26 protein-coding genes are annotated in these 24,377 nt (G+C 66.3%); 12 read left to right on the top strand and 14 right to left on the bottom strand.

What is annotated here, in order from left to right:
• The first annotated feature begins 28 nt into the window (after positions 1-28).
• Positions 29-397: a response regulator gene (locus tag ACN0WF_RS17055; RefSeq protein WP_417773972.1), complete on the top strand. Its 369-nt coding sequence runs from the start codon at positions 29-31 to the stop codon at positions 395-397.
• Positions 398-436: 39 nt separating this feature from the next.
• Here ACN0WF_RS17055 and ACN0WF_RS17050 read toward each other — a convergent pair whose 3' ends face one another.
• From ACN0WF_RS17050 to topA, 6 genes are all read right to left on the bottom strand, one after another.
• The gene (locus ACN0WF_RS17050) at positions 437-1,084 is read right to left on the bottom strand and encodes a DUF2799 domain-containing protein (protein WP_417773971.1); all 648 of its coding nucleotides are present in this window, start codon (positions 1,082-1,084) and stop codon (positions 437-439) included.
• Positions 1,085-1,781: 697 nt separating this feature from the next.
• Positions 1,782-1,949: a 50S ribosomal protein L33 gene (gene rpmG, locus ACN0WF_RS17045; protein ID WP_093806908.1), complete on the bottom strand. Its 168-nt coding sequence runs from the start codon at positions 1,947-1,949 to the stop codon at positions 1,782-1,784.
• Positions 1,950-2,115: 166 nt separating this feature from the next.
• On the bottom strand, positions 2,116-2,862 hold the full coding sequence (locus ACN0WF_RS17040; protein WP_417773970.1) for an NUDIX hydrolase: 747 nt from the start codon (positions 2,860-2,862) through the stop codon (positions 2,116-2,118).
• Positions 2,859-3,359 (bottom strand): DUF983 domain-containing protein, encoded by a 501-nt coding sequence (locus ACN0WF_RS17035; protein WP_417773969.1) that lies wholly within the window; start codon positions 3,357-3,359, stop codon positions 2,859-2,861. The genes ACN0WF_RS17040 and ACN0WF_RS17035 overlap by 4 nt, the downstream gene beginning before the upstream one ends.
• Positions 3,356-5,692: a ribonuclease R gene (gene rnr / locus ACN0WF_RS17030; protein WP_417773968.1), complete on the bottom strand. Its 2,337-nt coding sequence runs from the start codon at positions 5,690-5,692 to the stop codon at positions 3,356-3,358. The genes ACN0WF_RS17035 and rnr overlap by 4 nt, the downstream gene beginning before the upstream one ends.
• A complete protein-coding gene (gene topA / locus ACN0WF_RS17025) occupies positions 5,689-8,412 on the bottom strand; it encodes a type I DNA topoisomerase (RefSeq protein WP_417773967.1) in 2,724 nt (907 codons plus the stop codon). The genes rnr and topA overlap by 4 nt, the downstream gene beginning before the upstream one ends.
• A gap of 209 nt (positions 8,413-8,621) precedes the next feature.
• Between topA and ACN0WF_RS17020 the strand changes: the two genes are divergently transcribed.
• Positions 8,622-8,954 (top strand): hypothetical protein, encoded by a 333-nt coding sequence (locus ACN0WF_RS17020; RefSeq protein ID WP_417773966.1) that lies wholly within the window; start codon positions 8,622-8,624, stop codon positions 8,952-8,954.
• Between the two features lie 121 nt (positions 8,955-9,075).
• Here the strand turns inward: ACN0WF_RS17020 and dprA are convergent, their stop codons facing one another.
• From dprA to ruvX, 6 genes are all read right to left on the bottom strand, one after another.
• Complete coding sequence (dprA, locus tag ACN0WF_RS17015) at positions 9,076-10,233, bottom strand: DNA-processing protein DprA (RefSeq protein ID WP_417773965.1); 1,158 nt, start codon at positions 10,231-10,233, stop codon at positions 9,076-9,078.
• On the bottom strand, positions 10,230-10,850 hold the full coding sequence (gene plsY, locus ACN0WF_RS17010; protein WP_417773964.1) for a glycerol-3-phosphate 1-O-acyltransferase PlsY: 621 nt from the start codon (positions 10,848-10,850) through the stop codon (positions 10,230-10,232). The genes dprA and plsY overlap by 4 nt, the downstream gene beginning before the upstream one ends.
• A 29-nt stretch (positions 10,851-10,879) precedes the next feature.
• Positions 10,880-12,175: a dihydroorotase gene (locus tag ACN0WF_RS17005; protein WP_417773963.1), complete on the bottom strand. Its 1,296-nt coding sequence runs from the start codon at positions 12,173-12,175 to the stop codon at positions 10,880-10,882.
• An 11-nt stretch (positions 12,176-12,186) separates the two neighbouring features.
• Entirely contained in the window at positions 12,187-13,143 is a 957-nt protein-coding gene (locus ACN0WF_RS17000) for an aspartate carbamoyltransferase catalytic subunit (RefSeq protein WP_417773962.1), read from the bottom strand.
• An 80-nt stretch (positions 13,144-13,223) separates the two neighbouring features.
• Positions 13,224-14,150 (bottom strand): AEC family transporter, encoded by a 927-nt coding sequence (locus ACN0WF_RS16995; RefSeq protein ID WP_417773961.1) that lies wholly within the window; start codon positions 14,148-14,150, stop codon positions 13,224-13,226.
• A complete protein-coding gene (gene ruvX, locus ACN0WF_RS16990; protein ID WP_417773960.1) occupies positions 14,147-14,650 on the bottom strand; it encodes a Holliday junction resolvase RuvX in 504 nt (167 codons plus the stop codon). The genes ACN0WF_RS16995 and ruvX overlap by 4 nt, the downstream gene beginning before the upstream one ends.
• A gap of 112 nt (positions 14,651-14,762) precedes the next feature.
• Between ruvX and ACN0WF_RS16985 the strand changes: the two genes are divergently transcribed.
• From ACN0WF_RS16985 to gatA, 5 genes are all read left to right on the top strand, one after another.
• Positions 14,763-15,470 carry a metal-dependent hydrolase gene (locus ACN0WF_RS16985; RefSeq protein ID WP_417773959.1) on the top strand — a complete coding sequence of 236 codons (708 nt, stop codon included), beginning with the start codon at positions 14,763-14,765 and terminating at the stop codon, positions 15,468-15,470.
• 48 nt (positions 15,471-15,518) lie between these two features.
• Entirely contained in the window at positions 15,519-16,067 is a 549-nt protein-coding gene (locus ACN0WF_RS16980; RefSeq protein ID WP_417773958.1) for a hypothetical protein, read from the top strand.
• A gap of 69 nt (positions 16,068-16,136) precedes the next feature.
• Positions 16,137-16,424 (top strand): Asp-tRNA(Asn)/Glu-tRNA(Gln) amidotransferase subunit GatC, encoded by a 288-nt coding sequence (gene gatC / locus ACN0WF_RS16975; RefSeq protein ID WP_417773957.1) that lies wholly within the window; start codon positions 16,137-16,139, stop codon positions 16,422-16,424.
• A 3-nt stretch (positions 16,425-16,427) separates the two neighbouring features.
• Entirely contained in the window at positions 16,428-16,919 is a 492-nt protein-coding gene (locus ACN0WF_RS16970; protein ID WP_417773956.1) for a GNAT family N-acetyltransferase, read from the top strand.
• 71 nt (positions 16,920-16,990) lie between these two features.
• Entirely contained in the window at positions 16,991-18,463 is a 1,473-nt protein-coding gene (gene gatA, locus ACN0WF_RS16965) for an Asp-tRNA(Asn)/Glu-tRNA(Gln) amidotransferase subunit GatA (RefSeq protein WP_417773955.1), read from the top strand.
• Between the two features lie 96 nt (positions 18,464-18,559).
• Here the strand turns inward: gatA and ACN0WF_RS16960 are convergent, their stop codons facing one another.
• Complete coding sequence (locus tag ACN0WF_RS16960; protein WP_417773954.1) at positions 18,560-19,201, bottom strand: LysE family translocator; 642 nt, start codon at positions 19,199-19,201, stop codon at positions 18,560-18,562.
• Positions 19,202-19,369: 168 nt separating this feature from the next.
• Here ACN0WF_RS16960 and ACN0WF_RS16955 point away from each other — a divergent pair, with 168 nt between their 5' ends.
• Both ACN0WF_RS16955 and ACN0WF_RS16950 read left to right on the top strand, forming a co-directional pair.
• Positions 19,370-19,672 (top strand): phosphatidylglycerophosphatase, encoded by a 303-nt coding sequence (locus ACN0WF_RS16955; protein WP_417773953.1) that lies wholly within the window; start codon positions 19,370-19,372, stop codon positions 19,670-19,672.
• A 46-nt stretch (positions 19,673-19,718) separates the two neighbouring features.
• Complete coding sequence (locus ACN0WF_RS16950) at positions 19,719-20,063, top strand: DMT family transporter (protein WP_417773952.1); 345 nt, start codon at positions 19,719-19,721, stop codon at positions 20,061-20,063.
• 57 nt (positions 20,064-20,120) lie between these two features.
• Here the strand turns inward: ACN0WF_RS16950 and ACN0WF_RS16945 are convergent, their stop codons facing one another.
• Positions 20,121-20,402 (bottom strand): DUF6455 family protein, encoded by a 282-nt coding sequence (locus ACN0WF_RS16945; RefSeq protein ID WP_417773951.1) that lies wholly within the window; start codon positions 20,400-20,402, stop codon positions 20,121-20,123.
• 148 nt (positions 20,403-20,550) lie between these two features.
• On the opposite strand from ACN0WF_RS16945, the gene ACN0WF_RS16940 reads away from it, so the two are divergent.
• The 3 genes from ACN0WF_RS16940 to gatB all read left to right on the top strand — a co-directional run bounded on the left by ACN0WF_RS16940 (position 20,551) and on the right by gatB (position 24,147).
• Entirely contained in the window at positions 20,551-21,750 is a 1,200-nt protein-coding gene (locus ACN0WF_RS16940) for a hypothetical protein (RefSeq protein ID WP_417773950.1), read from the top strand.
• Positions 21,747-22,169 (top strand): hypothetical protein, encoded by a 423-nt coding sequence (locus ACN0WF_RS16935; protein ID WP_417773949.1) that lies wholly within the window; start codon positions 21,747-21,749, stop codon positions 22,167-22,169. Before ACN0WF_RS16940 ends, ACN0WF_RS16935 begins: the two co-directional genes overlap by 4 nt.
• 493 nt (positions 22,170-22,662) lie before the next feature.
• Positions 22,663-24,147, top strand: coding sequence for an Asp-tRNA(Asn)/Glu-tRNA(Gln) amidotransferase subunit GatB (gatB, locus tag ACN0WF_RS16930; RefSeq protein ID WP_417773948.1), 1,485 nt, complete (start codon positions 22,663-22,665; stop codon positions 24,145-24,147).
• Positions 24,148-24,377 lie beyond the last annotated feature (230 nt).

Raw genomic sequence — 24,377 nt, 5'->3', positions numbered from 1 at the left:
GGTGGGCACGGGGACGAAGGCGATTATTATGGCTAAGACCGTGCTGATTGTTGAGGATAACGAACTCAACATGAAGCTGTTTCATGACCTGCTGGAAGCGCACGGATATCAGACGCTGCAGACCCGCACTGGGATCGAGGCGCTGGAGCTTGCGCGCGCCCATCGTCCAGATCTGATTCTCATGGATATCCAGTTGCCGGAAGTGTCCGGCCTGGAGGTGACCAAGTGGATCAAGGAGGATGACGAGCTCAAGATCATCCCGGTGATCGCGGTCACCGCGTTCGCGATGAAGGGCGACGAGGAACGCATCCGCCAGGGCGGATGCGAGGCGTATATCTCCAAGCCGATATCGGTGGCGAAGTTCCTGGAGACCGTCCGCTCCTATCTGGGAGACTGAGGCGGCGGTATCCGCCGCCCCGGTCCGGTTTCGACGGGACTATTCGCCCCGGTATCCAGGGATCACCCGCGACGCCTCTGCGTTGACGGAGGAGACCGCCATGTCGTAGGCGCGGCGGCGGTCGTTGAGCTCGAAGCGGGCATCCTGCAGTTCGAAGCGTGCATCGTCCATCCGCTGGCGCAGCGTTTCGCGCCGGTCGCGGCAGGCCTCGCGCTGGTCGCGCTCGACATCGCGACAGTTGAGTCCGTCGAGCTTCGTGCGTGTCTCGCGCAGGCGGGATTCGGCCGAGGAAATCCGCCGTTCCGTATCACGCAGCCGGTCCTCCGCCTTCCAGATGCGCCGGCCGAGGTCGTGGCTCTGGCGAAACAGGGCGGCCGTCTGCGCCGGGCAGACGGGCGACAGCTCCTTGCCCTGGCGGCCCAGGGAGAAGCCGTTTTGCGGGGTGCAGTAGAGCCGCACGCCCTGGTGCCAGCCCGCCATATAGGCATCCGCGTCCGGGGTGATGCCGTAGCGGCCGCAATCCTTGACCACATCCTCGAATCGCTTCGTCAGGTGACCTTGCGCGCCGTCGGCCTTGCCAAGCTCGCTCCAATCGCCGGCGACGCATTGCTCCTTCGAAACGGTTTCGCAGCCGGCCAGCGCGAGAAGGCCGACGATGAGGAGGGGGAGGGCAATCGAAATCTTCATGACGGGGGCGCATCCTTGCTGCGGCGGCAGGGTCCTGCCCGCCGGGCAACGCCCCCGGGCGGCCAACATCATCCCCAGGCAGGATCGAGATGCAACTTTGCCGGTGGACCGTGTGTGAAAGATGCCGCGGGTCCGGACGCATTGCAAAGAATCTCGATAGCAATGACAAGTTGGTCAAAAGTTCGCGCAATAAAATTACGTAGGCCAGCCATTAACTGCGTTCATTTACATTAAAAGAAAATAAAATCTTAACAATCAACCGTTGTCGTTGATTCGGCTGACGCTTTGGGTAGGGTGGCTTCGGTCTGGCGGGGCAATCGTCTCGCTCCGGACATGAAATCCCACGGAACGTTCAGGTCCGCCGCATCTCCTGACACCGTGGGTTGACCGGCGTCCCCTTGGGTCCGAGTGGCCTCAATGATCCGAGGGGACGCCGGTCGCCTATCCCCCTCCGACCAATCATCTTCCCACAGAGACCTGCTTTCGCGCGACGACAGGTGTGTCCGTGCCGTGTTCTTGGCCATTGGCCGGGCCAGGCCGCGCGCCACCCTCCAGACATGCGAAAGGCCCCCGAGGGGGCCCTGGCGGAGCGTCTTGCGGAAGCGCTGGCATGAAAAGAGAAGCCGCGTTTCTGTTTGCGCCCGTCTCGCGGGGCCGGAGGCGTCCTGCGCCCATCCGGCCCGTGCTGCGAGGAAGATTACTTGATCTTCGCTTCGCGGAACTCGACGTGCTTCTTGGCGACCGGGTCGTACTTCCGCTGGACCATCTTCTCGGTCATCGTGCGGGAGTTCTTCTTGGTCACATAGAAGAAACCGGTGTCAGCCGTCGACAGCAGCTTGATCTTGATGGTGTTGGCCTTGGCCATCGCTCTAGTCCTTGCACTGGTGTCCGGCCGTACGTCGCGGGCTCCTGAAATCGGAGGGGGACGCTCCACCGGCTGGTATGGGGAAACTGGCGCGCACCATACGTTTCGCGCGGTTAAAGTCAAGCGGCAAGCAACGGCATCCGTGCCTCGAGCCGGCAAATCCCGGTCAGATCTCCTCGCGGACGAAACCCTTGCCCTTCCAGTAATAGAAAGGCACCGGCGTTTCGGGGGCAAGCTCGGGATCGCGGGCAAGGCGGGCCTGCAGTTCCTCGATGATCGTCAGAGTGATCGTCGGCAACTCAAGCGCCTTCGCGTCCTCCAGGCTGAGCCAGTGGACATCCTCCAGTTCGCCCGACGGGCCGGTGCCTTCGGGGAGGCTGTCGGCAATGGCATCGGCGAAAACGGCGAGGAAGCGGGTGTCGAATCGGCGCGGGCGGCGGGGCGGCGTGATCGCGCGGGCAATCAGGCGCACCGGAGACAGGTCGGGCAGCAGGCCGCGCTCGGAGTAGGCGGCCATATCCCCCTTGCCGGCCCAGCCGTTGGTTTCTCCGTGGGTGCCGACAAGCACGCCGGCCTCTTCGTAGGTCTCGCGCATGGCGGCGACCGAGAAGGCACGGGCGCGGGCTTCCGTCTTCGGCCCTTTCATGGTGCGCATGAGCTTTTCGACGACGACCGGGTGATACGCTCCGGCTACCGGTACGCGGCTGTCGGCCGGATCGACGCGGCCGCCCGGGAACACGAACATGCCCGGCATGAAGCGATGGCGCATGTGCCTGCGACCCATCAGCACGCGGGGGCTGCCGGCTTGCGAACGGTCAAGAATCAGCAGCGTCGCCGCGTCGCGCGGACGCAGGTTCGGATTGTTGGTCTGACGTTCGGCGGACGACAGGCGCCGGACAAGCTCCTCGCTCATCGGACCTCCGGGCCGCGTGCCGCGTCGGGCACGGGGCCGAAGTCATAGGCGGGCTGGTCGTCGCCGATGGCGTTCGGATCGAAGCCGTGCATGTAGTTGGCCCACTGCAAGCCGATCAGGGCGCCCTTCACCGGCGGCAGGGTCAGCAGCGTCATCGCCGTGATCAGCGGCAGCCACAGCGCCACATGCAGCCACATCGGCGGCACGAAGGCGATTTCCACGGCAAGCGCGATCGGCAGGATGACGTGGCCGACGATGAATATCGTGAAATACGGGGGTGCGTCGTCGGCGCGGTGGTGGTGCAGTTCCTCGCCGCAGGCGGGGCAGACCGGGTTCACCTTGAGATACTTGCCGAAGAGGCGGCCGGTGCCGCAGCTCGGGCAGCGGCCCTTGGCGCCAAGCATCATCGCGCGACCGACCTCTCGGCGAGGCTTGGCGATGCTGGCTACGGTCTCGTGGCTCGCGAGCGCCTCATTGTCTGCGTAGGTCACCGTCATGTCTGTCGGCCTTTCGGTTTGCGGGTGCGTCCAGCACCGCCGCCGGCATGCGCGCGCTTGGCGCTGCGCTGACCGGCGCTTCGTCTCTTGTGATAGTGACCTTCGCTCAGAAGTTCAAACCGCAGCGCACCCGCATAAGGGGCCGCTTCGACCAGTCGCACCTCTACCTTGTCGCCCAAAGAGAAGGTTTCGCCTGTACTTCGGCCTCCCATCGAATGCGACGATTCGTCGTAGTGGTAGTAGTCGTTGCCGATGGTCGAGGCGGGGACGAACCCGTCCGCACCGGTGTCGTCGAGCCGGATGAAGAGGCCGGACTTCACCACTCCCGAGATGCGCCCGAAGAACCGGGCGCCGACCTGGTCGGCAAGCCACAGCGCGATCAGGCGGTCGACGGTGTCGCGCTCGGCAAGCATCGCGCGACGCTCCGCCGCCGATACGTCGGCGGCAATCGCCGGCAGTTTCGTTTCCATCGCCTCGGGCAACCCGTCGTCGCCAAGACCCAGGGCCCGGATCAGGCCCCGGTGGACGATGAGGTCCGCATAGCGGCGGATCGGCGAGGTGAAATGGGCATAGCGGCGCAGGTTGAGCCCGAAGTGGCCAATGTTCTCGGGCGAATATTCCGCCTGAGCCTGGCTGCGCAGGATGACCTGGTTGACGAGTTCGGCGTCCGGCGTGCCGGCGACCTTGTGCAGGATGGCATTGAAGGCGGCGGGCCGCAGGCCACCGGACGCCGCAAGGCGAATGCCAAGCGTCGACAGAAACTCCTTCAGCGCCACCAGCTTCTCCGGGCTGGAGGCGTCATGCACGCGGTAGAGCAGGGGGACGCGTGCCTTTTCCAGCGTTTCGGCGGCGGCGACATTGGCCTGGATCATGAACTCCTCGATAAGCTTGTGCGCATCGAGACGTTCGGGCACGAAGACGCCCTCGACCATGCCCTCGGCGTTCAGCCTGATCTTGCGTTCGGGTAGATCGAGATCGAGCGGCTCACGCGCCTGCCGGCCGCGCTTGAGGCAGGCATAGGCCTCCCAGAGCGGCTTGAGGATGTCCTCAAGGATCGCGGGGGCAACCTCGTCTGGATTGCCGTCGATCGCCGCCTGCGCCGTCTGATAGGCGAGCTTGGCGGCCGAGCGCATCATCACCCGGTGGAACGTATGCCCGCGCTTGCCGCCATTGGCGTCGAAGACCATGCGCACGGCCATGGCCGGCCGGTCCTCGCCTTCCTTCAGCGAGCAAAGCCCGTTGGAAAGCTCCTCGGGCAGCATCGGGATTACCCGGTCGGGGAAATAGACCGAATTGCCGCGCAGATGCGCCTCGCGGTCGAGCGGTTCGCCCGGGCGGACGTAATAGGCGACATCGGCGATAGCGACGGTGACGATGTAACCGCCCGCGTTGGCGGGATCGGGATCCGCCTCTGCGTGGACCGCGTCGTCGTGGTCCTTGGCGTCGGCCGGGTCGATGGTGATCAGCGGCACGCGTCGCCAGTCCTCGCGCCCCTTCAGCGTCGCGGGCTTGGCCTCGGCCGCCGCCGTGATCACACGCTCGGGAAACTCGTGCGGGATGCCGTGCGTGTGCAGGGCGATCTCGGAAACCGCCATTTCCGAGTGAAGGGCGCCGATGCGCTTGACGATGCGGCCGCGCGGGCCGCCGTTGCGACTGCCGCGCATCAGGGAGATGGAAACGAGATCGCCGTCCGCGGCCTCCTTAAGGTCGCTGGCGTCGATCTCGAGCTCGCGCTGCTTGCGGTCGATGGGCTCGAGGAAATGCCCCCGGGGTCCCTTGCGCAGGATGCCGAGAATGCTCGAGGCCTGCTTGTCGAGGACACGGATGATGCGTCCGGCGCGCGACGCCTGTTCGCCCGGTTCATCGGACGTGGTGCGCAGCAGCAGGCGGTCGCCAAGACCCGGCGCGCGCTGGCCCGATCCGCGTTGATCGTCGATGACCAGGATCGAGGGCGGCGTGCCCTGCTCGTCCTCGTCCCAGTTCGCCGGCACGGCGAGCAACTCGCCGTCGGCGTCGCGACCGGTGACGAGCACGACGAGCACCGGCGGCAGGTCGCCCGCCTTCACCAGGCGCTTCTGGCGTTTCTCCAGCAATCCGTCGTCGGCCATCGCCCGCAGGAGCTGCTTCAGATAGATGCGCGCGCCGCCGGTGATGCGGAAATGGCGCGCGATTTCGCGCTTGCCCGCCGCGCCGGGGTTGTTGGCGATGAAGGCAAGGATATCCTCCTTGCTGGGCAGTTCCGCAGCGCCGCCGCGCTTGGCGGCGCCTTGCGCCGCAGTTGGGGACTTGCGCTTGCCGCCGACCGGCGGGCGAGATGTCTTGCGGGGGCTCAAGAGGCGGTTTCCTCGTCCGCCGTCTCGCTCTTGGCCTTGGCCTTTTTGGCGGCCGGCTTCTTTGCGGTCGTCGCCTTCTTGGTCGCGGCGGTCTTGGTGGCGGTCTTCTTGGCCGCGGGCGCCTTCTTGGCGGCCGGCTTCTTCGCCGGTGCGGCCTTCTTCGCGCCCTTGCCGGACTTTTCGGCCTTGGCCGCAATCAGCGGCAGGGCTTCTTCCAGCGTGATCGCCAGAGGATCCGTTCCCTTGGGCAGCGTGGCGTTGATCTTCGCCCACTTGACGTAGGGACCGTAGCGGCCGTCCTGGACGGTGATCGGGCCGCCGTCTGGATGCTCGCCGAGCTCCTTCAGCGGCGCGGTCGCGCCGCGCCGATTGCCACGCGCGCGCTTTTCGGCGAGTGCGTCGACGGCGCGGTTGATGCCGACAGAGAACACCTCGTCGGCGCTTTCGAGATTGGCGTAGGTGCCGTCATGCAGCACGAACGGACCGTAGCGGCCGATGCCGGCGCTGATCGGCTTGCCGTCTTCGGGATGCGGTCCGACCTCGCGCGGCAGCGACAGCAGCATGAGGGCCTTCTCGAGGTCGATATCGGCGATCTCCCAGCCGCGCGGCAGCGAGGCGCGCTTGGGCTTGGCCTCCTCGCCGAGCTGGACATAGGGACCGAAGCGGCCCGAGCGCAGCGACACGTCGAGCCCGGTGTCGGTGTCCTGGCCGAGGATCTTCGGTCCGTCGGCCATCTCCGCATCGCCGTCCGCGGCGCCGAGCGCCGACAGCGGCCGGGTGTAGCCGCAATGCGGCGGGTTCTCGTTGGGCGACTTGCCGTCGAGCTTGTCCTTGTCATAGTTCGAGCAGCCGACGAAGGCGCCGAAGCGGCTCACCTTGATGGAGAGCTGGCCCGTCTCGCAGGCCGGGCACTTGCGCGGATCGGCGCCGGTGCCGGGATCGGGGAAGACGTGCGCGGCCAGCATGTCGTTGAGCGCGTCGAGAACCTGCGACACGCGCAGGTCCTTGGTGTCGTGCACCGAGCCCGAGAAATCCCGCCAGAAATCGCGCAAGACGTCCTTCCATGACAGTTCGCCGGCGGAGATGCGGTCGAGCTTCTCCTCGAGTTCGGCGGTGAAGTCGTAGCCGACATAGCGGTTGAAGAAGCTCTCCAGGAAAGCGGTGACGAGCCGGCCCTTGTCCTCGGGAATGAGACGCTTGCCGTCGAGCTTCACATAGTCGCGGTCGCGCAGGGTCTGCAGCGTCGAGGCGTAGGTCGATGGGCGGCCGATGCCGAGCTCTTCCATCTTCTTGACGAGTGTTGCCTCGGTGAAGCGGGCGGGCGGCTCTGTGAAGTGCTGGCTGGTCTCGACGGACAGGCGCTTGAGCGCGTCGCCGGTTGCCATGGCCGGCAGGCGGCGGCTTTCCTCGTCCTCCTCGTCGTCACGGCCCTCCTGATAGACGGAGAAGAAGCCGTCGAAGCGCACGACCGAACCGGTGGCGCGCAGCACGGCGGCCCCGGAAGAGGCCGTGGCGTCGATGTCGATGGTGGTACGCTCGAGCACGGCGCTTTCCATCTGAGATGCGACGGTGCGCTTCCAGATCAGTTCGTAGAGGCGCGCGGCGTCAGCATCGAGAAAGCGGGCGACGTCGCGCGGGCGACGAGACAGTTCCGTCGGGCGGATGGCCTCGTGCGCTTCCTGAGCGTTCTTCGCCTTGGTGGAATAATGGCGCGGCTTTTCCGGCACGTAGTCGGCGCCGTAGTCCTGGCCGATCACCTTGCGCACGGCGGCAACCGCCTCGCCGGCGATCTGCACGCCGTCGGTACGCATATAGGTGATGAGGCCGACGGTCTCGCCGCCGATGTCGGCGCCCTCGTACAGCTTCTGGGCAACCTGCATGGTGCGCGCGGCGGCGAAGCCGAACTTGCGCGAGGCTTCCTGCTGCAGCGTCGAAGTGGTGAAGGGGGGCGCCGGGTGGCGGCGCTGGGGCTTCGATTCAACGCTCGCCACGGAGAGGGTCGCGGCATTGAGGACGGCGGAGATCTTTTCCGCCTCCTCGCCGGAATGAATGTCGAGGCGCCCGATCTTCTTGCCCTCGAAGGCGGCGAGCCGGGCCTGGAATGTCGCGCCTCCCGCGGTCGCGAGATTGGCGAGAACCGACCAGTATTCCTGGCTGACGAAGCGCTCGATCTCCGCCTCGCGGTCGCAGACGAGGCGCAGAGCGACCGACTGCACGCGGCCGGCCGAACGGGCGCCCGGCAGCTTGCGCCACAGAACGGGAGAGAGGGTGAAGCCGACGAGATAGTCGAGCGCGCGGCGGGCCAGATAGGCCTCCACCAGCGGCGCATCGATGTCGCGCGGCTTGTTCATGGCCTCGAGGATCGACTTCTTGGTGATGGCGTTGAAGACGACGCGCTGGACGGGCTTGTCCTTCAGCGCCTTCTTCTGCCGCAACACCTCGAGCACGTGCCAGGAAATCGCCTCTCCCTCGCGATCAGGGTCAGTCGCGAGAATGAGGCGGTCGGCGTCTCGCACGGCGCGAACGATATCGTTGAGGCGCTTCTGGGACTTGGCGTCCACGTCCCAGAGCATGGCGAAATCGTCGTCCGGATCGACGGAACCGTCCTTGGCCGGCAGGTCGCGGACGTGGCCGTAAGACGCAAGGACCTGATAGTTGGACCCCAGGTACTTGTTGATTGTCTTGGCCTTGGCCGGCGATTCCACAATGACGATATCCATGAGACCCCAAACGGAAACGGGTAGCCCGCGCGACGCGGCGGGCGGCGGAAGGTGTCGGTCCGGCCGACGTGACGGACGCCGGACGATCTCCCAACTGCACGATGCCTGTCAAATGACCTTTCCGGCCAGACGGGTCAAGTGCGCCCCGTCACATTACGGATGAACGGCGGCGAGCTCCGCGGATACAACCCAGCCCGTGGCGAAGGCGGTTGCAGGACGCCTTTCGGACCGTCGAAAGTGCTGTGGTCGCCTTGCATGTGATCGTTTATAACGTGTATCATGCCTTTAAAAAACTACAGGTTGCATTTGCGCAAACAGCCGTTTTATTCGGCCAATATCCGGGTCACAAAATGCCGATAGAGCACCTTGCCGACAGGTCCGAAGCGGCGCGCTACTGCGCCCAGATTTGCCGCGAACTGAGAGATCTGGCTTCTAATAACGAATTGACTTTTTTAGCTTATTTGCTTGAAATGGCGCGGGTCGAGGCGTTCGACAAACACGCTGACCTGGAGCAGGGCGCGTTTGATCGCGATCCTTCGTAGGGGATGAAATCAGGGGTTGTATGAATGAGGCGATGTCGACCGAACGGGTATTTTCCGAACCCCCGGTTGCATCTTGGTTGTTGTTTTATGTTTTGCAACCTAATTACGCCGGGCGCGATGGCTAGCGGGCGTCAACGAGGCTCACCTTCTGGCCGCGATGCCGCTCGAGCCGGCCGGCAAGTTCCAGCTCAAGCACGATGACATGGACGGCGCGGGCCTCGAGCCCGGTGTAGCGGATGAGCTCATCGAGTTCGACCGGGGCCGCCCCCAGGGCGGAGAGCACGCGGGCGCGATCGCTGTCGCCGACCTCGATCGGACGCATCGGCGCGTCGTCGTTCGCCGGTTCTCCGATGTCGAAGGGGCGTTCCGGCTGGTGGCCGAGTTCGATGCTCTGCAGGCTCTCGAGGATGTCGGCGGCGCAGGTGACGAGGGTCGCGCCGTCGCGGATGAGCCGGTTTCCACCCTCCGAGCGTGGATCCAGAGGTGAACCGGGAACCGCGAAGACCTCGCGGCTCTGATCCGCGGCGAAGCGGGCGGTATGGAGCGAGCCAGAGGCGCGGGCCGCCTCGATCAGCACCGTGCCGAGCGAAATGCCCGAGATCAGGCGGTTGCGCCTTGGGAAGTCGCGGGCGCGGGGCTTCCAGCCGAACGGCATCTCGCTGACGATCGCGCCGTCCCGGTCGGCGATCTCGCGGTAGAGGTCGCGATTTTCCGGCGGGTAGATGATGTCGACGCCGCCGGCCAGAACGGCGATGGTGCCCTGGGCCAGAGCGGCGCGATGGGCGGCTGCGTCAATCCCGCGCGCGAGCCCGGAGACGACCGTGAACCCGGCGTTTCCAAGTTCCGTGGCGATCTCGGTCGCGATCTTCTGGCCGGCGAGTGAGGCGTTGCGGGCGCCGACGATGGCGACGGTCGCGGTGCTGGCGAGGCGCGCGCTGGAGCCAAGAACGGCAATCAGCGGCGGCGCACCGTCGACCTGCCGCAGGAGCGGGGGGTACCCGTGCTCGCCGAGCGCGCGCAAACCGCCGCCAATGCGCGTCAGCGCGGCGATCTCGTCCTCCGCCTCCGCCTGGCTGGCGATACGGATGCGCCGCTTGCCGCCGCGCGCCGACAGTTCGGGGAGCGCGGCAAGCGCTGCCTCCGCCGATCCGGCGTGGTTGACCAGTTCGCGAAAGGTGACGGGACCGACGTTCTCGGAACGGATGAGGCGAAGCCAGGCCGTGCGCTGACGGTCGGAAAGCGTGCGGCCCGCACCGCCGTCGGACCGCGTTTCCGTCATCCCTTCTGCCCGATCCTGCCTTCGGAGCCGGCAAGCAGTCGTTGGATGTTCTGGCGGTGCATGACCCACAGCAGGAGCGTCAGCAGCGCCATTACCTGGGCGTATTGCACGCGGTCGAAGGCGAAATAGAGCAGAAACGGCGTCGCGAGGGTCGCGACCAGCGCCGAGAGTGAGGAATAACGGGAGATCGCCGCGACCGTGATCCAGATCGCGGCGAAGACAAGAGCAGCCGGCCAGAACAGGCCGAGCAGGATGCCCAGGTAGGTAGCGACGCCCTTGCCGCCGCGAAATCGCAGCCAGACCGGAAAGAGATGGCCGAGAAAGGCGCCAACGCCGGCGATGACGGCGGCATCCGGGCCGCCGAAGCGCGCGGCGACAAGCACGGCCACGGTTCCCTTCAGCGCATCGCCGAGCAACGTCAGCGCGGCAAGGTGCTTCTTGCCGGTGCGCAGGACGTTGGTTGTGCCGATGTTGCCGGAGCCGATCTTGCGGATGTCGCCCTGTCCGGCAAGCCGTGTGATGACCAGGCCGAAGGGGATCGATCCGAGGAGATAGCCGAAAACGAGTGCGGCGAGATAATAGGGCCAGACGAGGCCCCAGCTAATCGGGTCCGGCATTCGCAGCCTCCGGTTGCGACCAAGTAAGCCTAGGCCGGGACGATGCGTCCCGCAACAATCGTCTTGAGCACCTTGCCGGTGAAGCGTGCGTCCTCGAAGGGCGAGTTCTTGGACCGCGAGTGCAGCTTCTCCTTGTCCAGGACCCAGGGCATATCGGGGTCGAAGACGACGACATCGGCCGGGGCTCCGGCGCTGAGACGCCCGCCCGGGAGGCCGAAGCGGCGCGCCGGATTGCAGGTCATTGCGGCAAGCAGCGTGGAAAGTCCCAGATCGCCCGAGTGGACCAGCCGCAGGCCGGCGGAAAGCAGCGTCTCAAGGCCGATGGCACCATCCGCCGCTTCGGCGAAGGGCAGCCGCTTGGTCTCGACGTCCTGCGGATCGTGGTTGGAGATGATGATGTCGAGCGTTCCGTCGGCGAGGGCGGCGACCATTGCCTGGCGCTCGTCCTCGGAGCGCAGCGGCGGCGACATCTTGAAGAACGTGCGGTAGGGGCCGATGTCGTTCTCGTTGAGCGTCAGGTGGTTGATCGTGACGGCGGCGGTGACGTCGCAGCCCGCATCCCTGGCGCGGGCGACAGCCCTGGCGCTCTCGCCGCAGGAGATCGTCTGCGCGTGGTAGCGCGCGCGCGTCAGCGCGACGAGGCGCAGATCTCGCTCCAGCATGATGATCTCGGCCTCGCGCGGGATCGAGGGCAGGCCCTTCCAGCTTGCCGCGAGGCTTTCGTTGACCACGCCGGAGCCCGAAAGGTCCGGGTCTTCCGTATGGTGCATCACCAGCGCGTCGAAGTCGCGGGCGTAGGTCAGGAGCCGGCGCATGACGCCGGCGTGGGTGACCGAGTGGTGGCCGTTGGAGAAGGCGACGGCGCCGGCCTCTCCGAGCAGGCCGATCTCGCTCATCTCCTCGCCGCCGAGGCCCTTGGTGAGGGCGGCCAGCGGATGGACGTTGACAATGGCCGTGTCACGGGCGCGGCGCAGGATGAAGTCGACAAGCGCGGGGTCGTCGATCACCGGGTCGGTGTCGGGCGCGGTAAGGAAGGTGGTGACGCCGCCGGCCGCGGCCGCGCGGCTGGCGCTTGCCAGCGTCTCGCGATGCTCGCCGCCGGGTTCGCCGACCGTGACGCCAACGTCGATCAGGCCGGGCGCGACCACGGCGCCGGCCACGTCGATGATCTCGGCGCCCTCGGGCGCGCCCTGGTTCTGCGCTTCCGGACCGGCCGCAAGGATTGCGCCGCCGGAGAGGATGACGCTGCCGGGTGCGTCGAGCCCGCGTGCGGGGTCGATGACGCGGGCGTTGGCCAGCACGATCGGGGTAGGGGTCTCCGCCATGTCCTGGCTCCTCAGCAGTTGGGCAGGTGGGCGGCGAGCGCCTCGAGCACGGCGATGCGCACGGCGACACCCATCTCGACCTGCTCGCGGATCAGGCTCTGCGGGCCATCCGCGATTTCCGGGTCGATCTCGACGCCCCTGTTCATCGGGCCGGGATGCATGACCAGCGCGTCGGGCTTCGCGGCGTCGAGCTTCTCGCGGTCAAGGCCGTAGTAGCGGAAGTATTCGCGCACCGAGGGAATGTAGGCTCCCTGCATGCGCTCGCGCTGGAGGCGCAGCATCATGACGATGTCGGCGTCCTTCAGGCCTTCGCGCATGTCGTGATAGACCTCGACGCCCATGTCGGCGATGCCGTGCGGCAGCAACGTGGAAGGGGCGACGACCTTCACACGCGCACCGAGCGCGTTGAGCAGGATGATGTTCGAGCGGGCGACGCGCGAATGCAGGATGTCGCCGCAGATGGCCACCGTGAGCCGCGCGATGCGGCCCTTGTGGCGGCGGATCGTGAGTGCGTCGAGCAGGGCCTGGGTCGGGTGCTCGTGCGCTCCGTCGCCGGCGTTGATGACCGAGCAGCCGACCTTTTGGGCCAGGAGATGCACGGCGCCGGCCGCATGGTGACGCACGACGATGATGTCCGGGTGCATGGCGTTCAGCGTCGCCGCCGTGTCGATCAGCGTCTCGCCCTTCTTCACCGAGGAGGAGGCGACCGACATGTTCATGACGTCGGCCCCGAGGCGCTTGCCGGCAATCTCGAAGGAAGACTGTGTCCTTGTCGATGCCTCGAAGAAGAGATTGATCTGCGTTCGCCCACGCAGGACGGACTTCTTCTTCTCAACCTGGCGGCTGATCTCGACGGCTTCCTCGGCCCTGTCGAGCAGGAACGAGATTTCGTGAGGCTGCAGGCTTTCGATGCCGAGCAGGTGGCGGTGCGGAAAGGCGTCCGCGGCGGGGGTCGGGTGTGCGCTCATCAAAGCCTACCCTATAGGCGCTGGGCCCGAACCGCTCAAGCGTGGAGGCGCTTTCTCCACCGCGATTGTGAGGCGCTCGCCTAGAGTGCGAGCAGGAAGACGAGAGGCATGGTGAGCGCTGCGGCCAGCGTCTGCAAGGTCAGGATCTCGGCCATCAGCGGCGCGTCGCCGCCCATCTGGCGTGCAAGCAGGTAGGATGCGCCGGCTGTCGGCACGGACATGGCGATCATCACCGCCGCCAGCGCCGGGCCGGTGAGGCCCATCAGCGTCGCGAAACCGAAGCCGAAGATCGGCATGATCGCGAGCTTGAGAACGAGGGCGCAGGTCAGGGCGGGGCCCGGCCGGCGCAGGGCGCGCAGGTCGAGACCCGCACCGACGCAGACGATGCCGATGGGAAGCGCGGCGCTTCCGAGCATTTCCAGCGTCGAGACCGCGACGCCGGGGATCGGCACGCCGGTGACGTTGACGAGAAGCCCGGCCGAGGTCGAGAGGATGAAGGGGTTGCGGGCGAGGTCGAGCAGGATCTTGCGCGCGCTCGGGTTGTTGCCGCTGGCGAAGCGAGAGAGCACGAGCACGCAGATCACGTTGAGCAGCGGGATCATCGCGACGATGGCGACCGCCAGCAGCGCCAGCCCGTTCGGGCCGAGCAGCTTTTCGGCTATCGCCATCGCGACGAAGGTGTTCCAGCGCACGGCGCCCTGAAAGATCGAGGTGAAGCGGGGCGGGCTGATGCCGAAGGCCGTCTTCAGGACCGGCTGGAGCAGCAGGGCCAGTGCGGTCATGGAGACGACGGAGAGCACCAGCGTGGCGCTCATGCCGAAGGCGGGCAGGGCCATGAAGTCGGTGCGCGACACGGTGGCGAAAATGATCGCCGGAAAGAGCATGAAATAGGCGATGCGCTCGATGCCGCGCCACTGCTCGCCGGTGATGAGGCCGGTGCGGGCGAAGACATGACCGGCGGCGATGACCAGCAGCACCGGCAGCAGGGCGTCGAGGATGGCGCTCAAGACCGGGGCTCCATGTCCTCGTCCTCGCGCATGTAGGCGAGCCTGTCGAGGAAACCCTGAAGGATGTAGGCGGCGGCCATCTTGTCGACGAGCTCGGCGCGGCGCGCCCGCGAACGGTCCGCCTCGATCAGGGTGCGGGTCACCGCGGCGGTCGAGAGACGTTCGTCCCAGGCGGTCATCGGCAATTCGGTGAGGGCGGTGAGGTTGCGTGCGAAGGCGCGTGTCGCCTGGACGCGGGGCCCCTCGCTGCCGTCCATGTTGAGCGGCAGCCCGATGACGAGGCCGATGATCTCGTGCTTGCTGCAGATGTTCAGGAGCAGGGCGGCGTCGACACCGAACTTCTTGCGCCGGATCGTCTCGAGCGGGCTGGCGATGCCGCGGCCGAGATCGCTCAGGGCGAGGCCGATCGTCTTGGTGCCGAGATCAAGGCCGATGAGGCGGCCGATTCGCGGCAGCCGCGATGCAAAGTCGGCATGCGCGAGAAGGGGATCCTGGGTCATCGACCGGCTTTAGCACGGTGTGCGAGGGGCGGATAGAGGAAGGATTGCCGTTCGCGGACAAGCCGCTAGAGTCCCTGCGAGTGACCCAACCAGCATCGGGAGAGCGATCAAGATGAAACTCACCTACCTTGGCCATTCCGCCTTTCGCGTCGACATCGAGGGCGCCTCGATCCTGATCGACCCGTTCCTGACCGGGAACCCGTCGTTTCCGCAGGATCTGACGGTCGAGACGGCGTCGCAGGGCGTCACTCATATTCTGCTGTCCCACGGCCATGACGATCACGTCGGCGACGCGTTCGAGATCGCTCAGCGCACCGGGGCGCAAGTGACGGCGAACTTCGAGATCTGCATGTGGCTGCAGTCGAAGGGGCTGGAGAACATCAATCCCATGGGCTGCGGCGGTCACATCGACGTGGGCCCGTTTTCGGTGGCGCTGACCCAGGCGCACCACACCTCGTCCTCGCTCGCCGGCGGCATGCCGCCGGTCTATCTCGGCCAGCCGAACGGTCTCATCGTCCACGCCAAGGGCGAGCCGACGCTCTATCACATGGGCGACACCGATGTTTTCGGCGACATGGCGCTGGTCAACGAGCTGCATGCGCCGAAGGTGGCGATCGTGCCGATCGGCGACCGGTTCACCATGGGGGCGAAGAGCGCGGCGCTCGCCTGCCGGCGCTTCTTCGACTTCGACACCATCATACCTTGCCACTACGGCACCTTTCCGATTCTCGACCAGAGCGCGGATGCCTTCCTGCAGGAAATGGGTGGCGATGCGGGCAAGGTTCGGGTGACGGCGCCGGGCAGTTCCCTGACCGTCTGACCTGGACGGAGTGCGCCGGACGCTGGACAGAGGATGGATGTTCACGTAATGTTCTCATTCTCTGTTCCTTCTGCGGTGGTGGCCATGGACATGCATCTGACACGTTTCGACATCGGGGCGTCGCCGGCTTCGGCAAGAGCGGCGCTTTCGTTCCGTTCGCGGCTCGACGACTATCTCGTCCATCTTCTGCGGGGCGAGATAGAGGCCGCGGTCGAGGCGCATTTCGCGCCCGAGGCGCGTCTTGTGGAGAACGGTGAGGTCAAGGCGCAGGATGCGGAAACGGCGTTGCGCAAGCTGAAGCCCGTCTCCCGCCGTTTCGCCATGCTGCGCGGCACGCTCGATGATCTCGTCTGCGACCGGCTTGGCGGCACGGCGAGCTTCCGCATCCGCTTCGAGGGCGTCGATGTGGACGGGCGCATGTTCGTCGAGGACGTCTTCTTCCGCCAGCTCTGGCGGCTCGGTCGGATCGTCGAGGAGGATCAGTGGCGTGGCGAGGACGCGGAGCGCCCGCTGGGCAGGGATGCCCGGGCACCGGGTGCGGCTCCCGTTTCTTTCCGGCCGCTGCGGCTTGTCGGAGGCCTCGACGCGGTGATATAGGCGCAGGCAACGGTTTGCGGCATCGGGCCGAGGCGGCCCTGCCGGCGCTAGTGTGAACGGAGAAGAGCAATGTCCGTCGATATCGACACGGTGAAACGCGTGGCGCACCTTGCCCGGATCAAGGTGACGGACGAGGAGGCCGGCAAGATGACCGGCGAGCTCAACAACATCCTGGCCTTTGTCGAGCAGCTCGACGAGGTCGATGTCAGCGGCGTTGAGCCGATGACGTCCGTCGTCCATCAGGAAATGAAGAAGCGTGAGGATGTTGTCAGCGACGGTGGCTATGCCGCGAAGGTCGTTGCCAATGCGCCGATGAGCGAGGATCATTTCTTCATGGTCCCGAAGGTGGTGGAGTAACGGGTGAGCGCCCGCATCGCCATCGAAAGCCCGCTTGGCGACGAGATGCGGGCCATGATCGGTGAGCTGAACGATGTGCTGCTGGCGCTTTCGCCGCCGGAGCATTGCCATCACCTGAGTGTGGAACAGATGGCGGGCGCGGATACCACCGTTTTCACGGCGCGCGAAGGTGGAGCCGACGGGGCGCTGCTCGCCTGCGGGGCATTGCGCCGGCATGGCGCGGGGGCGGACGGCATCCCGGTCGGTGAGGTGAAGCGCATGTACACACGGCCCGCCGCGCAGGGGCGCGGGCTTGCCGGAGAGATCCTGATGCGCATTGAGGAGTTGGCGCGCACGGAGGGCATCGGCCGGCTGGTGCTGGAAACCGGTCACCGGCACCCGGCCGCATGGCGGGTCTATGAGCGCGCCGGCTTTGCGCGCACAGGCGCGGTGCTGGACTATCCCGATACGCCATTTTCGGTTTTTTACGAGAAGCTGCTTGCCGCCAAGGCTTGACGCGACGCGTCTGGAGCGGGACAAGCGCTCACGATGATCTTCCCGACGAGACTTCCCAGCGAGACGGATACATGAGCGAGCTGACGAAACTGACCCTTGCCGACGCCCGCGACGCGCTTGCGAAGCGCGATTTCAGCGCGGTCGAGCTGACGGACGCCCATCTTCAGGCGATCGAGGCCGGCAATGGGAAGATCAACGCCTATGTGGCGGTGACGGCCGAGCAGGCGCGCGACATGGCGAAGGCCTCCGATGCGCGCATCGCCGAGGGCAAGGCCGGCGCGCTCGAGGGTCTGCCGCTCGGTGTGAAGGATCTCTTCGCCACCAGGGGCACCCATACTCAGGCCTGCAGCCACATTCTCGACGGCTTCAAGCCGGAGTACGAATCGACCGTCACGGCCAACCTTTGGGCCGACGGCGCGGTGATGCTCGGCAAGCTCAACATGGACGAGTTCGCCATGGGCTCGTCGAACGAGAGCTCCTATTACGGCAATGTCGTCAACCCGTGGCGCAAGCAGGGCTCCGACGAGGCACTGGTGCCGGGCGGTTCGTCCGGCGGCTCGGCCGCCGCGGTCGCGGCCTCCATGTGTCTGGGGGCGACGGCCACCGATACCGGCGGTTCGATCCGCCAGCCGGCCGCGCTGACCGGAACGGTCGGCATGAAGCCGACCTATGGCCGCTGCTCGCGCTGGGGCATCGTTTCCTACGCCTCCTCGCTTGACCAGGCGGGGCCGATCACCCGCACCGTGCGCGACAACGCCATCCTGATGGGCTCCATGGCCTCGGTCGACGCCAAGGACACGACCTCGGTCGACCTGCCGGTGCCCGACTACGAAGCCGCCATCGGGCGTTCGGTGAAGGGGCTGCGGATCGGCATTCCCGCGCAGTACCGGGTCGAGGGCCTGTCACCCGAGGTTCAGGCGCTTTGGGAAAAGGGCATCGCCTGGCTGAAGGACGCGGGCGCGGAGATCGTCGACATCGAGCTGCCGCATACGAAATACGCGCTTCCCGCCTATTACATTGTCGCGCCGGCGGAGGCTTCTTCGAACCTCGCGCGCTACGACGGCGTGCGCTACGGCCTGCGGGTGCCGGGTAACGACATCGTCGACATGTACGAGAAGACCCGTGCCGCCGGCTTTGGCGCCGAGGTCAAGCGCCGTATCCTGATCGGCACCTATGTGCTGTCGGCCGGCTACTACGACGCCTATTACCTGAAGGCGCAGAAGGTACGCACGCTGATCAAGCGCGACTTCGACCTCGCCTTCGAGGCTGGCGTCGACGCGATCCTGGCACCGGCGACGCCGGATGCGGCCTTCGCGCCCGGCGCCGTCACCGATCCGGTGCAGATGTATCTGCTCGACATCTTCACCGTCACCGTCAACATGGCCGGCCTGCCTGGGCTTTCCGTCCCCGCCGGGCTTAATGGTGCGGGCCTGCCGCTCGGCCTCCAGCTTATTGGTCGTCCGTTCGGCGAGGAGACGCTCTACAGCCTCGGCAGCGTGATCGAGAAGGCCGCCGGCCGCTTCGAGCCGGCAAGGTGGTGGTGATCCGCGAGACACGCGGCACGGTTCCAGCGTTTGGTTGAGAAAAAGGCGCGCTTCCTTCGGGAAGCGCGCCTTTTTCGTGGGCGAGAGGCCCGGCGTTCAGGCTGTCGCGCGCCGCCAGCTGACAGCAAGCAGGCCCGCGCCGATCATCGCTGATCCGCCGATCCGGTTGATGGTGCGGCGCACCGAGGGGCGTTTCAGCCGCGTGCCCACGGCGGCGGCCATCAGACCGTAGGCGGCGGCATTGAGCGCGGCGAGCGAGACGAAGGTCGCCTCCAGGATCACCGTCTGGCCGAGAAGCGGCCGGGCGGGATCGACAAAGAGCGGCAGGAAGGCGACGAAGAAGACGATGCTCTTCGGGTTGAGCGCGGTCACTGCGTAGGAGTGGGCCGCGATCCGCAGCGGCGAGACGGTTTGCGCGGGTGCCTCGGTCGCCTCTTCCGGGGCGGCTGTTGCAACCGGCGCGCGCCAGAGCTTCACGCCAAGCCAGACGAGATAGGCCGCGCCCACCCACTTGAGCGCGGTGAAGAGCGTGGCGGAGGTCGCGAGCAGCGCGCCGAGCCCGAGCATGGACGCGGTCATGGCCGTGAGATCGCCAAGTGCGACGCCGGCCACAACAGCGGCCGCGACGGAGCGCCCCTGCGACAGGGCATAGGAGACGACGAGCAGGATTGTCGGTCCGGGAATTGCGAGCATCACGAAGGACGCCGCGAGAAAGGCGAGCCAGGTATCGAAGTCCATGAGTTTTCCCCTTTGCACTTTGCCTGCCCCAGCAATCCACGGGATTTTCCGTCTGGCAAGCCCTGAGGACGAGGATCGAGGCGGGGCTTCGGCGTCGCATTGCGGCATGGTGCCCGCCAGGTGCAAAGTCCGGTTTTCTTTTTCGCTGGAGCGGCCTACAACAGCCCGATGATGACGAATGAAACCGTTTCCGTCCTTTTCGGCCTCGCCGGCCTTGCCAATCCCTTCGCGCTGCTGATCGGTGGCGGGCTTGGCTGGTTCGCCGACGCCAGGGCCAAGCTGGTGATCGCGGGCTTCGCGGCTTCCGCTCTCAGCGTGCTGCTCGATGCCGCCATGAACTTCAGCGGCATTGCACCGGTTGGCGGATATGAGGGCGGGCCGCTTGCGGTGATGCCGTTCCGTTTCGTTGGCGGATTGCTCGCCGCCGGCCTCGTCTATGGTCTGCGGCGCAGGACGCGCGGGCGCAGGTAGGACGCTCGCGGGTTCCGGTCGACACACGCACTCCGGGAGCGGATACATGCACCAGTCGCTGATTTCCTATGCGGCTCTTGCGACGGCCATCGTGCTCGAGGTGATCGGCACGACCGCCCTTCAGCAGTCGCAACAGTTCACGCGCGTGCTGCCGACAGTGGTGATGGGGGCGTGCTATTTCGCCTCCTTCTATTTCCTGTCGGTGGCATTGCGGACGTTTCCGGTCGGCATTGCCTATGCCATCTGGAGCGGGCTTGGCATCGTGCTGATTTCGGCGGTGGGATATTTCGTCTTTCGCCAGTCGCTCGATCTCGCGGCCCTGATCGGCCTCGGCCTGATCATGGCGGGCGTCATCGTCGTCAACGTCTTCTCGAACACCGTTTCGCACTGAAGAGCCCGCCGGTCGCAACCGGCAGGCTGCCATGAGAATGAGACACCGGCGTTGGTGCTATTCGGCGCGCTCGACCGCGCGGCGTTGGGCGCGTGCGGTCCAATCCTTGAAGGCATCGCGATTCGGGCAGTAGTCAGGCGCGGTCTCGGCCCCGTCCTTGTGCGCGTCGAGCCAGCCCTTGCAGTCGTCCGGACGGTCGCAGCCCATGCAGCGATTGGCGGCGCGCCGGACACTGGTTTCCAGTGCGATGTGCTCCGGCATTCCCTCACTGGCGCCGACCGTGCGCATCATCCGGCCCATGAGCGTCGCGCGTTCGTCCAGTCGCTTCATCAGTCCCATGTCGCTCTCCCCTTGCGCGGTGCGTCGCGCCGGTGTCACAGTTAAACGGTTGCAGACGGAACGAATTGACCAGGGTCAATGCAGCAGACGAATCCAGTCGCACCCGCGTGGTGCGACGGGCGCGGGGATGAGGCGGAGGCAGACACCCATGTCCGTGTCGCGGATATCGACACCTACCGGCATCGTGCCGGTAACACCGGTCACCCGGCTCCCGCCGCTGTCGGTCGGCGATGTGATCGCCGTGCGCGTTGCCCGCCATCTCAGCGACAACGTCATGCGCCTGGCGTCAGGTGGTTTCCAGCTCGACGTCGAAGGCGAGGAGATGCTTCCGGTTGGCAGCCGCGCACTGCTGAAGGTCGACGGCGAGACAGGGCGACCCAAGCTTTCCGTCAGTGCCGATCCGTCAGGCCTGGCCCAGCCGGGCGCCGGCCCGGCGACGACGCGAATTTCGGCGCTTGCAGCGGGTCTTGCGGCCGGGCAGGACGGCCTTGCGCCGCTCTATGCCGGGCTTTCGGGTCTTGTCCAGTCGACGGGGCCTGCCGGTGCGAAGGCGCTGCCCGCCGCGCTCGCCAATGCCATTTCCACGCTCTTCGGCCTGCAGCTCGATGCGGCCTCGCTTGATGGCAAGGCGCTGCGCCGGGCTGCCGAGGGTGTCTCGGGCGGACGGCTCGGCGGCGTTCTCGCCGACCTTGCCAAGTGGCTGGAAGCGGCCGCCGGCGGGCGAGAACCGCTGCCGCGCCAGGCAACGCCGCCGCCGCCGCCGGGCCTTGCCGCGCGGGCGCGCGGCGAGCCTCCGGGGTCGCCGAGCACTGGCCTGATGGCGGCACTTTCCCGGCGCGACGGCGGCGAGGCGGCCGCGCTTCTCCTTGCCAAGGCGCTTGGCGCGCTCGCGCGCCAGCGTTTTGCCGGGCTTGCCTCGCACGGACTCGTCGGCGAAGGCGCGCGGGAGGGCGCGCGCGGGGCCGATCACGTTATCCTGCTGCCCGTCGCCGTGCCGCAAGGGATCTCGATCCTGGAGCTGAGGATCGGCCGCGACGACACGCCGGGCCACGAAGGGGAGGGCGCGCATCCCGCCTTCCGCGTGCGCTTCGGACTGGAGACGCCGGCCTGCGGTGCGGTGGAAGGGCTTGTGGGGCTCGACGGGGAACGGCTTTTTGCAACGCTCAAGGTGGAGCGGGAGGAGGGGCGTACGGCCCTTTCCCGTGAGTTGGAGCCGCTCGGCGTGGAGCTGCGTGCGCTGGGGCTCGAGGTGATGGACCTGCGCATCCTGGCGCTGGAGCCTACACCACCGCCGACGGTTGCAGGCGCGCCCGCCGCCTCCGGCCAGCTCGTGGATCGCGTGTCATGAGCACAGGCAGGGACGGCGGAGTTGAAAACCTTGCAGCGGAAGGCCCGAGCGAGAACGAACGGCCCCGGGTTGACGAGAGGGACGAGCAGTTTTCGCCTACCGAGGTGCTGGAGACCTACGCCCATCTCGCCGGCGGGGGCAGAGCGCCGGAGTGGCGGGCTCCGCGGACGGCCGCTCCGCCTCCCGGTGCCGGGCTTGCCTACCAGGCCGTCGCGCCCGCACGGTCGGACTCGTCGGCGCGTGAGACGCTGGCCGCTCAAGCACTGGCGCAATGCACGCGCGCGGGCGTAGATCCCGACGACGACGCGGCCCTTGCCGAGGCGCTTGAACGGGTCGAGCTCGACCGCGAGATCCCCGATGCGCTCTACGCGGCTCTTGCCGCGATCCTGGCAAGGGTGCTGAAGGCCGGGGAGCCGTAAGAGGGGCGTCAACCGTCCGAGGCAATGCGGGAGCGCCAGGGGGGCGGGATTGTGCCACCCTTGGCGAAGGCGACGAGTGTCAGCGTGCCCAGGCTGTTCCCGATGCTGCCTGAAGCTCGCGGCGCGATCACCTCATGAAAGAGTGATGCAACCACCGCAGACCACATCCGGTCCCGGGTAACATCCCGGCGGCCGAGTTCGCAGGGAAATCCACGCTGGAAAAGCAGGCCGTGTGAGGCGGGAAACGAAGCCAGGAATTCTCTCGCAAGCCTGGGAGGTCGGTGTCTCAGGGCGCATCCGTCATGCTGGTGCTCAGGCAAAGCGAAGGCCAGCTTTCCGCCTTCCTTAGCTCCCCATCCCCCACTCCCCCCTTGCAGGCCGGGCCAAGACCCACTACCCACTCATTCACGCGTTCAAGACAGGCCCGGGGCCGGATTTTCGCGCGCGTGCGCGGGGGTTCGCCAGAGCGGGCGACAGGCAGGACTGAAACGGCATGAGCATCGTCGACACCCGCACTCCCGATCCCAAGTTCTTCATCAAGGGAGCGACAGGCGACTGGGAAATCGTGATCGGCATGGAAGTCCATGCCCAGGTGACCTCGAATTCCAAGCTCTTCTCCGGCGCTTCGACCGAGTTCGGCAAGGACCCGAACGACAACGTCAGCCTTGTCGACGCGGCCATGCCCGGCATGCTGCCGGTGATCAATGAGGAATGCGTCAAGCAGGCGATCCGCACCGGCCTCGGACTGAAGGCTGCGATCAACCTCAAGTCCGTCTTCGACCGGAAGAACTATTTCTATCCGGACCTGCCGCAGGGCTACCAGATCTCGCAGTTCAAGCAGCCCATCGTCGGCGAGGGCGAGATCCTGCTCGACATGCCGGGCGGCAAGGAAGTGACCGTCGGCATTGAGCGGCTGCATCTGGAGCAGGATGCCGGCAAGTCGCTGCACGACCAGCATCCGACCATGTCCTTCGTCGACCTCAACCGCTCGGGTGTGGCACTGATGGAGATCGTCTCCAAGCCGGACCTGCGTTCCTCCGACGAGGCCAAGGCGTTCCTCACCAAGCTGCGCACCATCCTGCGCTATCTGGGCACCTGCGACGGCAACATGGACCAGGGATCCATGCGCGCCGACGTCAACGTCTCGGTTCGCGCGCCCGGCGGTGCCTTCGGCACCCGCTGCGAGATCAAGAACGTCAACTCGATCCGCTTTGTCGGCCAGGCGATCGAATATGAGGCGCGCCGCCAGATCGGCATTCTCGAGGACGGCGGCAAAATCGACCAGGAGACCCGCCTGTTCGATCCGGTGAAGGGCGAGACGCGTTCCATGCGCTCCAAGGAAGAGGCGCACGACTACCGCTACTTCCCCGACCCCGACCTGCTGCCGCTCGAGTTCGACCAGGCCTATGTGGATGAGCTGGCCAAGGACCTGCCGGAGCTGCCGGACGAGAAGAAGGCCCGTTTCGTCTCCGACTACGGTGTGACGCCCTATGACGCCGACATTCTGGTGATGGAGCGCGCCTCCGCCGACTTCTTCGAGGCGGTCGCCAAGGGACGCGATGCCAAGCTCGCCGCCAACTGGGTGATCAACGAGTTCTTTGGTCGGCTGAACAAGGAAGGCACGGATCTCGAGGACAGCCCGGTGTCGGCCGACCAGCTCGGCGGGCTGATCGATCTGGTCAAGGACGGCACGATTTCCGGCAAGATCGCCAAGGATCTTTTCGAGATCCTGTGGAGCGAGGGCGGAAACCCGGCCGAGATCGTCGAGACGCGCGGCATGAAGCAGGTGACCGATCTCGGCGCGATCGAGGCCGAGGTCGACAAGATCATCGCCGCCAATCCGGAAAAGGCGGCGCAGGCAAAGGAAAAGCCGGGCCTGCTCGGCTGGTTCGTCGGACAGGTGATGAAGGCCACCGGCGGCAAGGCCAACCCGCAGGCGGTGAACGATCTGCTGAAGTCGAAGATCGGCATCGAGTGAGGCGCAGAGCCCGCGTTTGAATGCGGGCGTTGGTTTTCGAATTCAACACCCATGCAGCCGCCGCATAACGGCGTATGCTGCGGTGCGATACGGTAATGGATGGCGCGGACAGCTCATGCCCTGCCATCCAATTGCCGTGATTCCGTCTGATTTTTCCCAAACATAATGGTGAGATAGCTTGGCTCGTGGATATTTGCGGGCTGCAGACCGGTGTGTGGAACCAAAGTCCT

The organism is Stappia sp. (assembly GCF_048268045.1).
GTDB lineage: Bacteria > Pseudomonadota > Alphaproteobacteria > Rhizobiales > Stappiaceae > Stappia.
Note: the sequence above shows the minus strand (reverse complement) of the source record. Positions and strands in the feature narration are given on the sequence as shown.

Excerpts from the sequence above, each read along its gene's own strand:
- ACN0WF_RS17055 (WP_417773972.1), top strand. The coding sequence starts at position 29 with ATGGCTAAGACCGTGCTGATTGTTGAGGATAACGAACTCAACATGAAG.
- ACN0WF_RS17050 (WP_417773971.1), bottom strand. The coding sequence starts at position 1,084 with ATGAAGATTTCGATTGCCCTCCCCCTCCTCATCGTCGGCCTTCTCGCG.
- rpmG (WP_093806908.1), bottom strand. The coding sequence starts at position 1,949 with ATGGCCAAGGCCAACACCATCAAGATCAAGCTGCTGTCGACGGCTGAC.
- ACN0WF_RS17040 (WP_417773970.1), bottom strand. The coding sequence starts at position 2,862 with ATGAGCGAGGAGCTTGTCCGGCGCCTGTCGTCCGCCGAACGTCAGACC.
- ACN0WF_RS17035 (WP_417773969.1), bottom strand. The coding sequence starts at position 3,359 with ATGACGGTGACCTACGCAGACAATGAGGCGCTCGCGAGCCACGAGACC.
- topA (WP_417773967.1), bottom strand. The coding sequence starts at position 8,412 with ATGGATATCGTCATTGTGGAATCGCCGGCCAAGGCCAAGACAATCAAC.
- dprA (WP_417773965.1), bottom strand. The coding sequence starts at position 10,233 with ATGACGGAAACGCGGTCCGACGGCGGTGCGGGCCGCACGCTTTCCGAC.
- plsY (WP_417773964.1), bottom strand. The coding sequence starts at position 10,850 with ATGCCGGACCCGATTAGCTGGGGCCTCGTCTGGCCCTATTATCTCGCC.
- ACN0WF_RS17005 (WP_417773963.1), bottom strand. The coding sequence starts at position 12,175 with ATGGCGGAGACCCCTACCCCGATCGTGCTGGCCAACGCCCGCGTCATC.
- ACN0WF_RS17000 (WP_417773962.1), bottom strand. The coding sequence starts at position 13,143 with ATGAGCGCACACCCGACCCCCGCCGCGGACGCCTTTCCGCACCGCCAC.
- ruvX (WP_417773960.1), bottom strand. The coding sequence starts at position 14,650 with ATGACCCAGGATCCCCTTCTCGCGCATGCCGACTTTGCATCGCGGCTG.
- ACN0WF_RS16985 (WP_417773959.1), top strand. The coding sequence starts at position 14,763 with ATGAAACTCACCTACCTTGGCCATTCCGCCTTTCGCGTCGACATCGAG.
- ACN0WF_RS16980 (WP_417773958.1), top strand. The coding sequence starts at position 15,519 with ATGTTCTCATTCTCTGTTCCTTCTGCGGTGGTGGCCATGGACATGCAT.
- gatC (WP_417773957.1), top strand. The coding sequence starts at position 16,137 with ATGTCCGTCGATATCGACACGGTGAAACGCGTGGCGCACCTTGCCCGG.
- gatA (WP_417773955.1), top strand. The coding sequence starts at position 16,991 with ATGAGCGAGCTGACGAAACTGACCCTTGCCGACGCCCGCGACGCGCTT.
- ACN0WF_RS16960 (WP_417773954.1), bottom strand. The coding sequence starts at position 19,201 with ATGGACTTCGATACCTGGCTCGCCTTTCTCGCGGCGTCCTTCGTGATG.
- ACN0WF_RS16955 (WP_417773953.1), top strand. The coding sequence starts at position 19,370 with ATGATGACGAATGAAACCGTTTCCGTCCTTTTCGGCCTCGCCGGCCTT.
- ACN0WF_RS16950 (WP_417773952.1), top strand. The coding sequence starts at position 19,719 with ATGCACCAGTCGCTGATTTCCTATGCGGCTCTTGCGACGGCCATCGTG.
- ACN0WF_RS16945 (WP_417773951.1), bottom strand. The coding sequence starts at position 20,402 with ATGGGACTGATGAAGCGACTGGACGAACGCGCGACGCTCATGGGCCGG.
- ACN0WF_RS16940 (WP_417773950.1), top strand. The coding sequence starts at position 20,551 with ATGTCCGTGTCGCGGATATCGACACCTACCGGCATCGTGCCGGTAACA.
- ACN0WF_RS16935 (WP_417773949.1), top strand. The coding sequence starts at position 21,747 with ATGAGCACAGGCAGGGACGGCGGAGTTGAAAACCTTGCAGCGGAAGGC.
- gatB (WP_417773948.1), top strand. The coding sequence starts at position 22,663 with ATGAGCATCGTCGACACCCGCACTCCCGATCCCAAGTTCTTCATCAAG.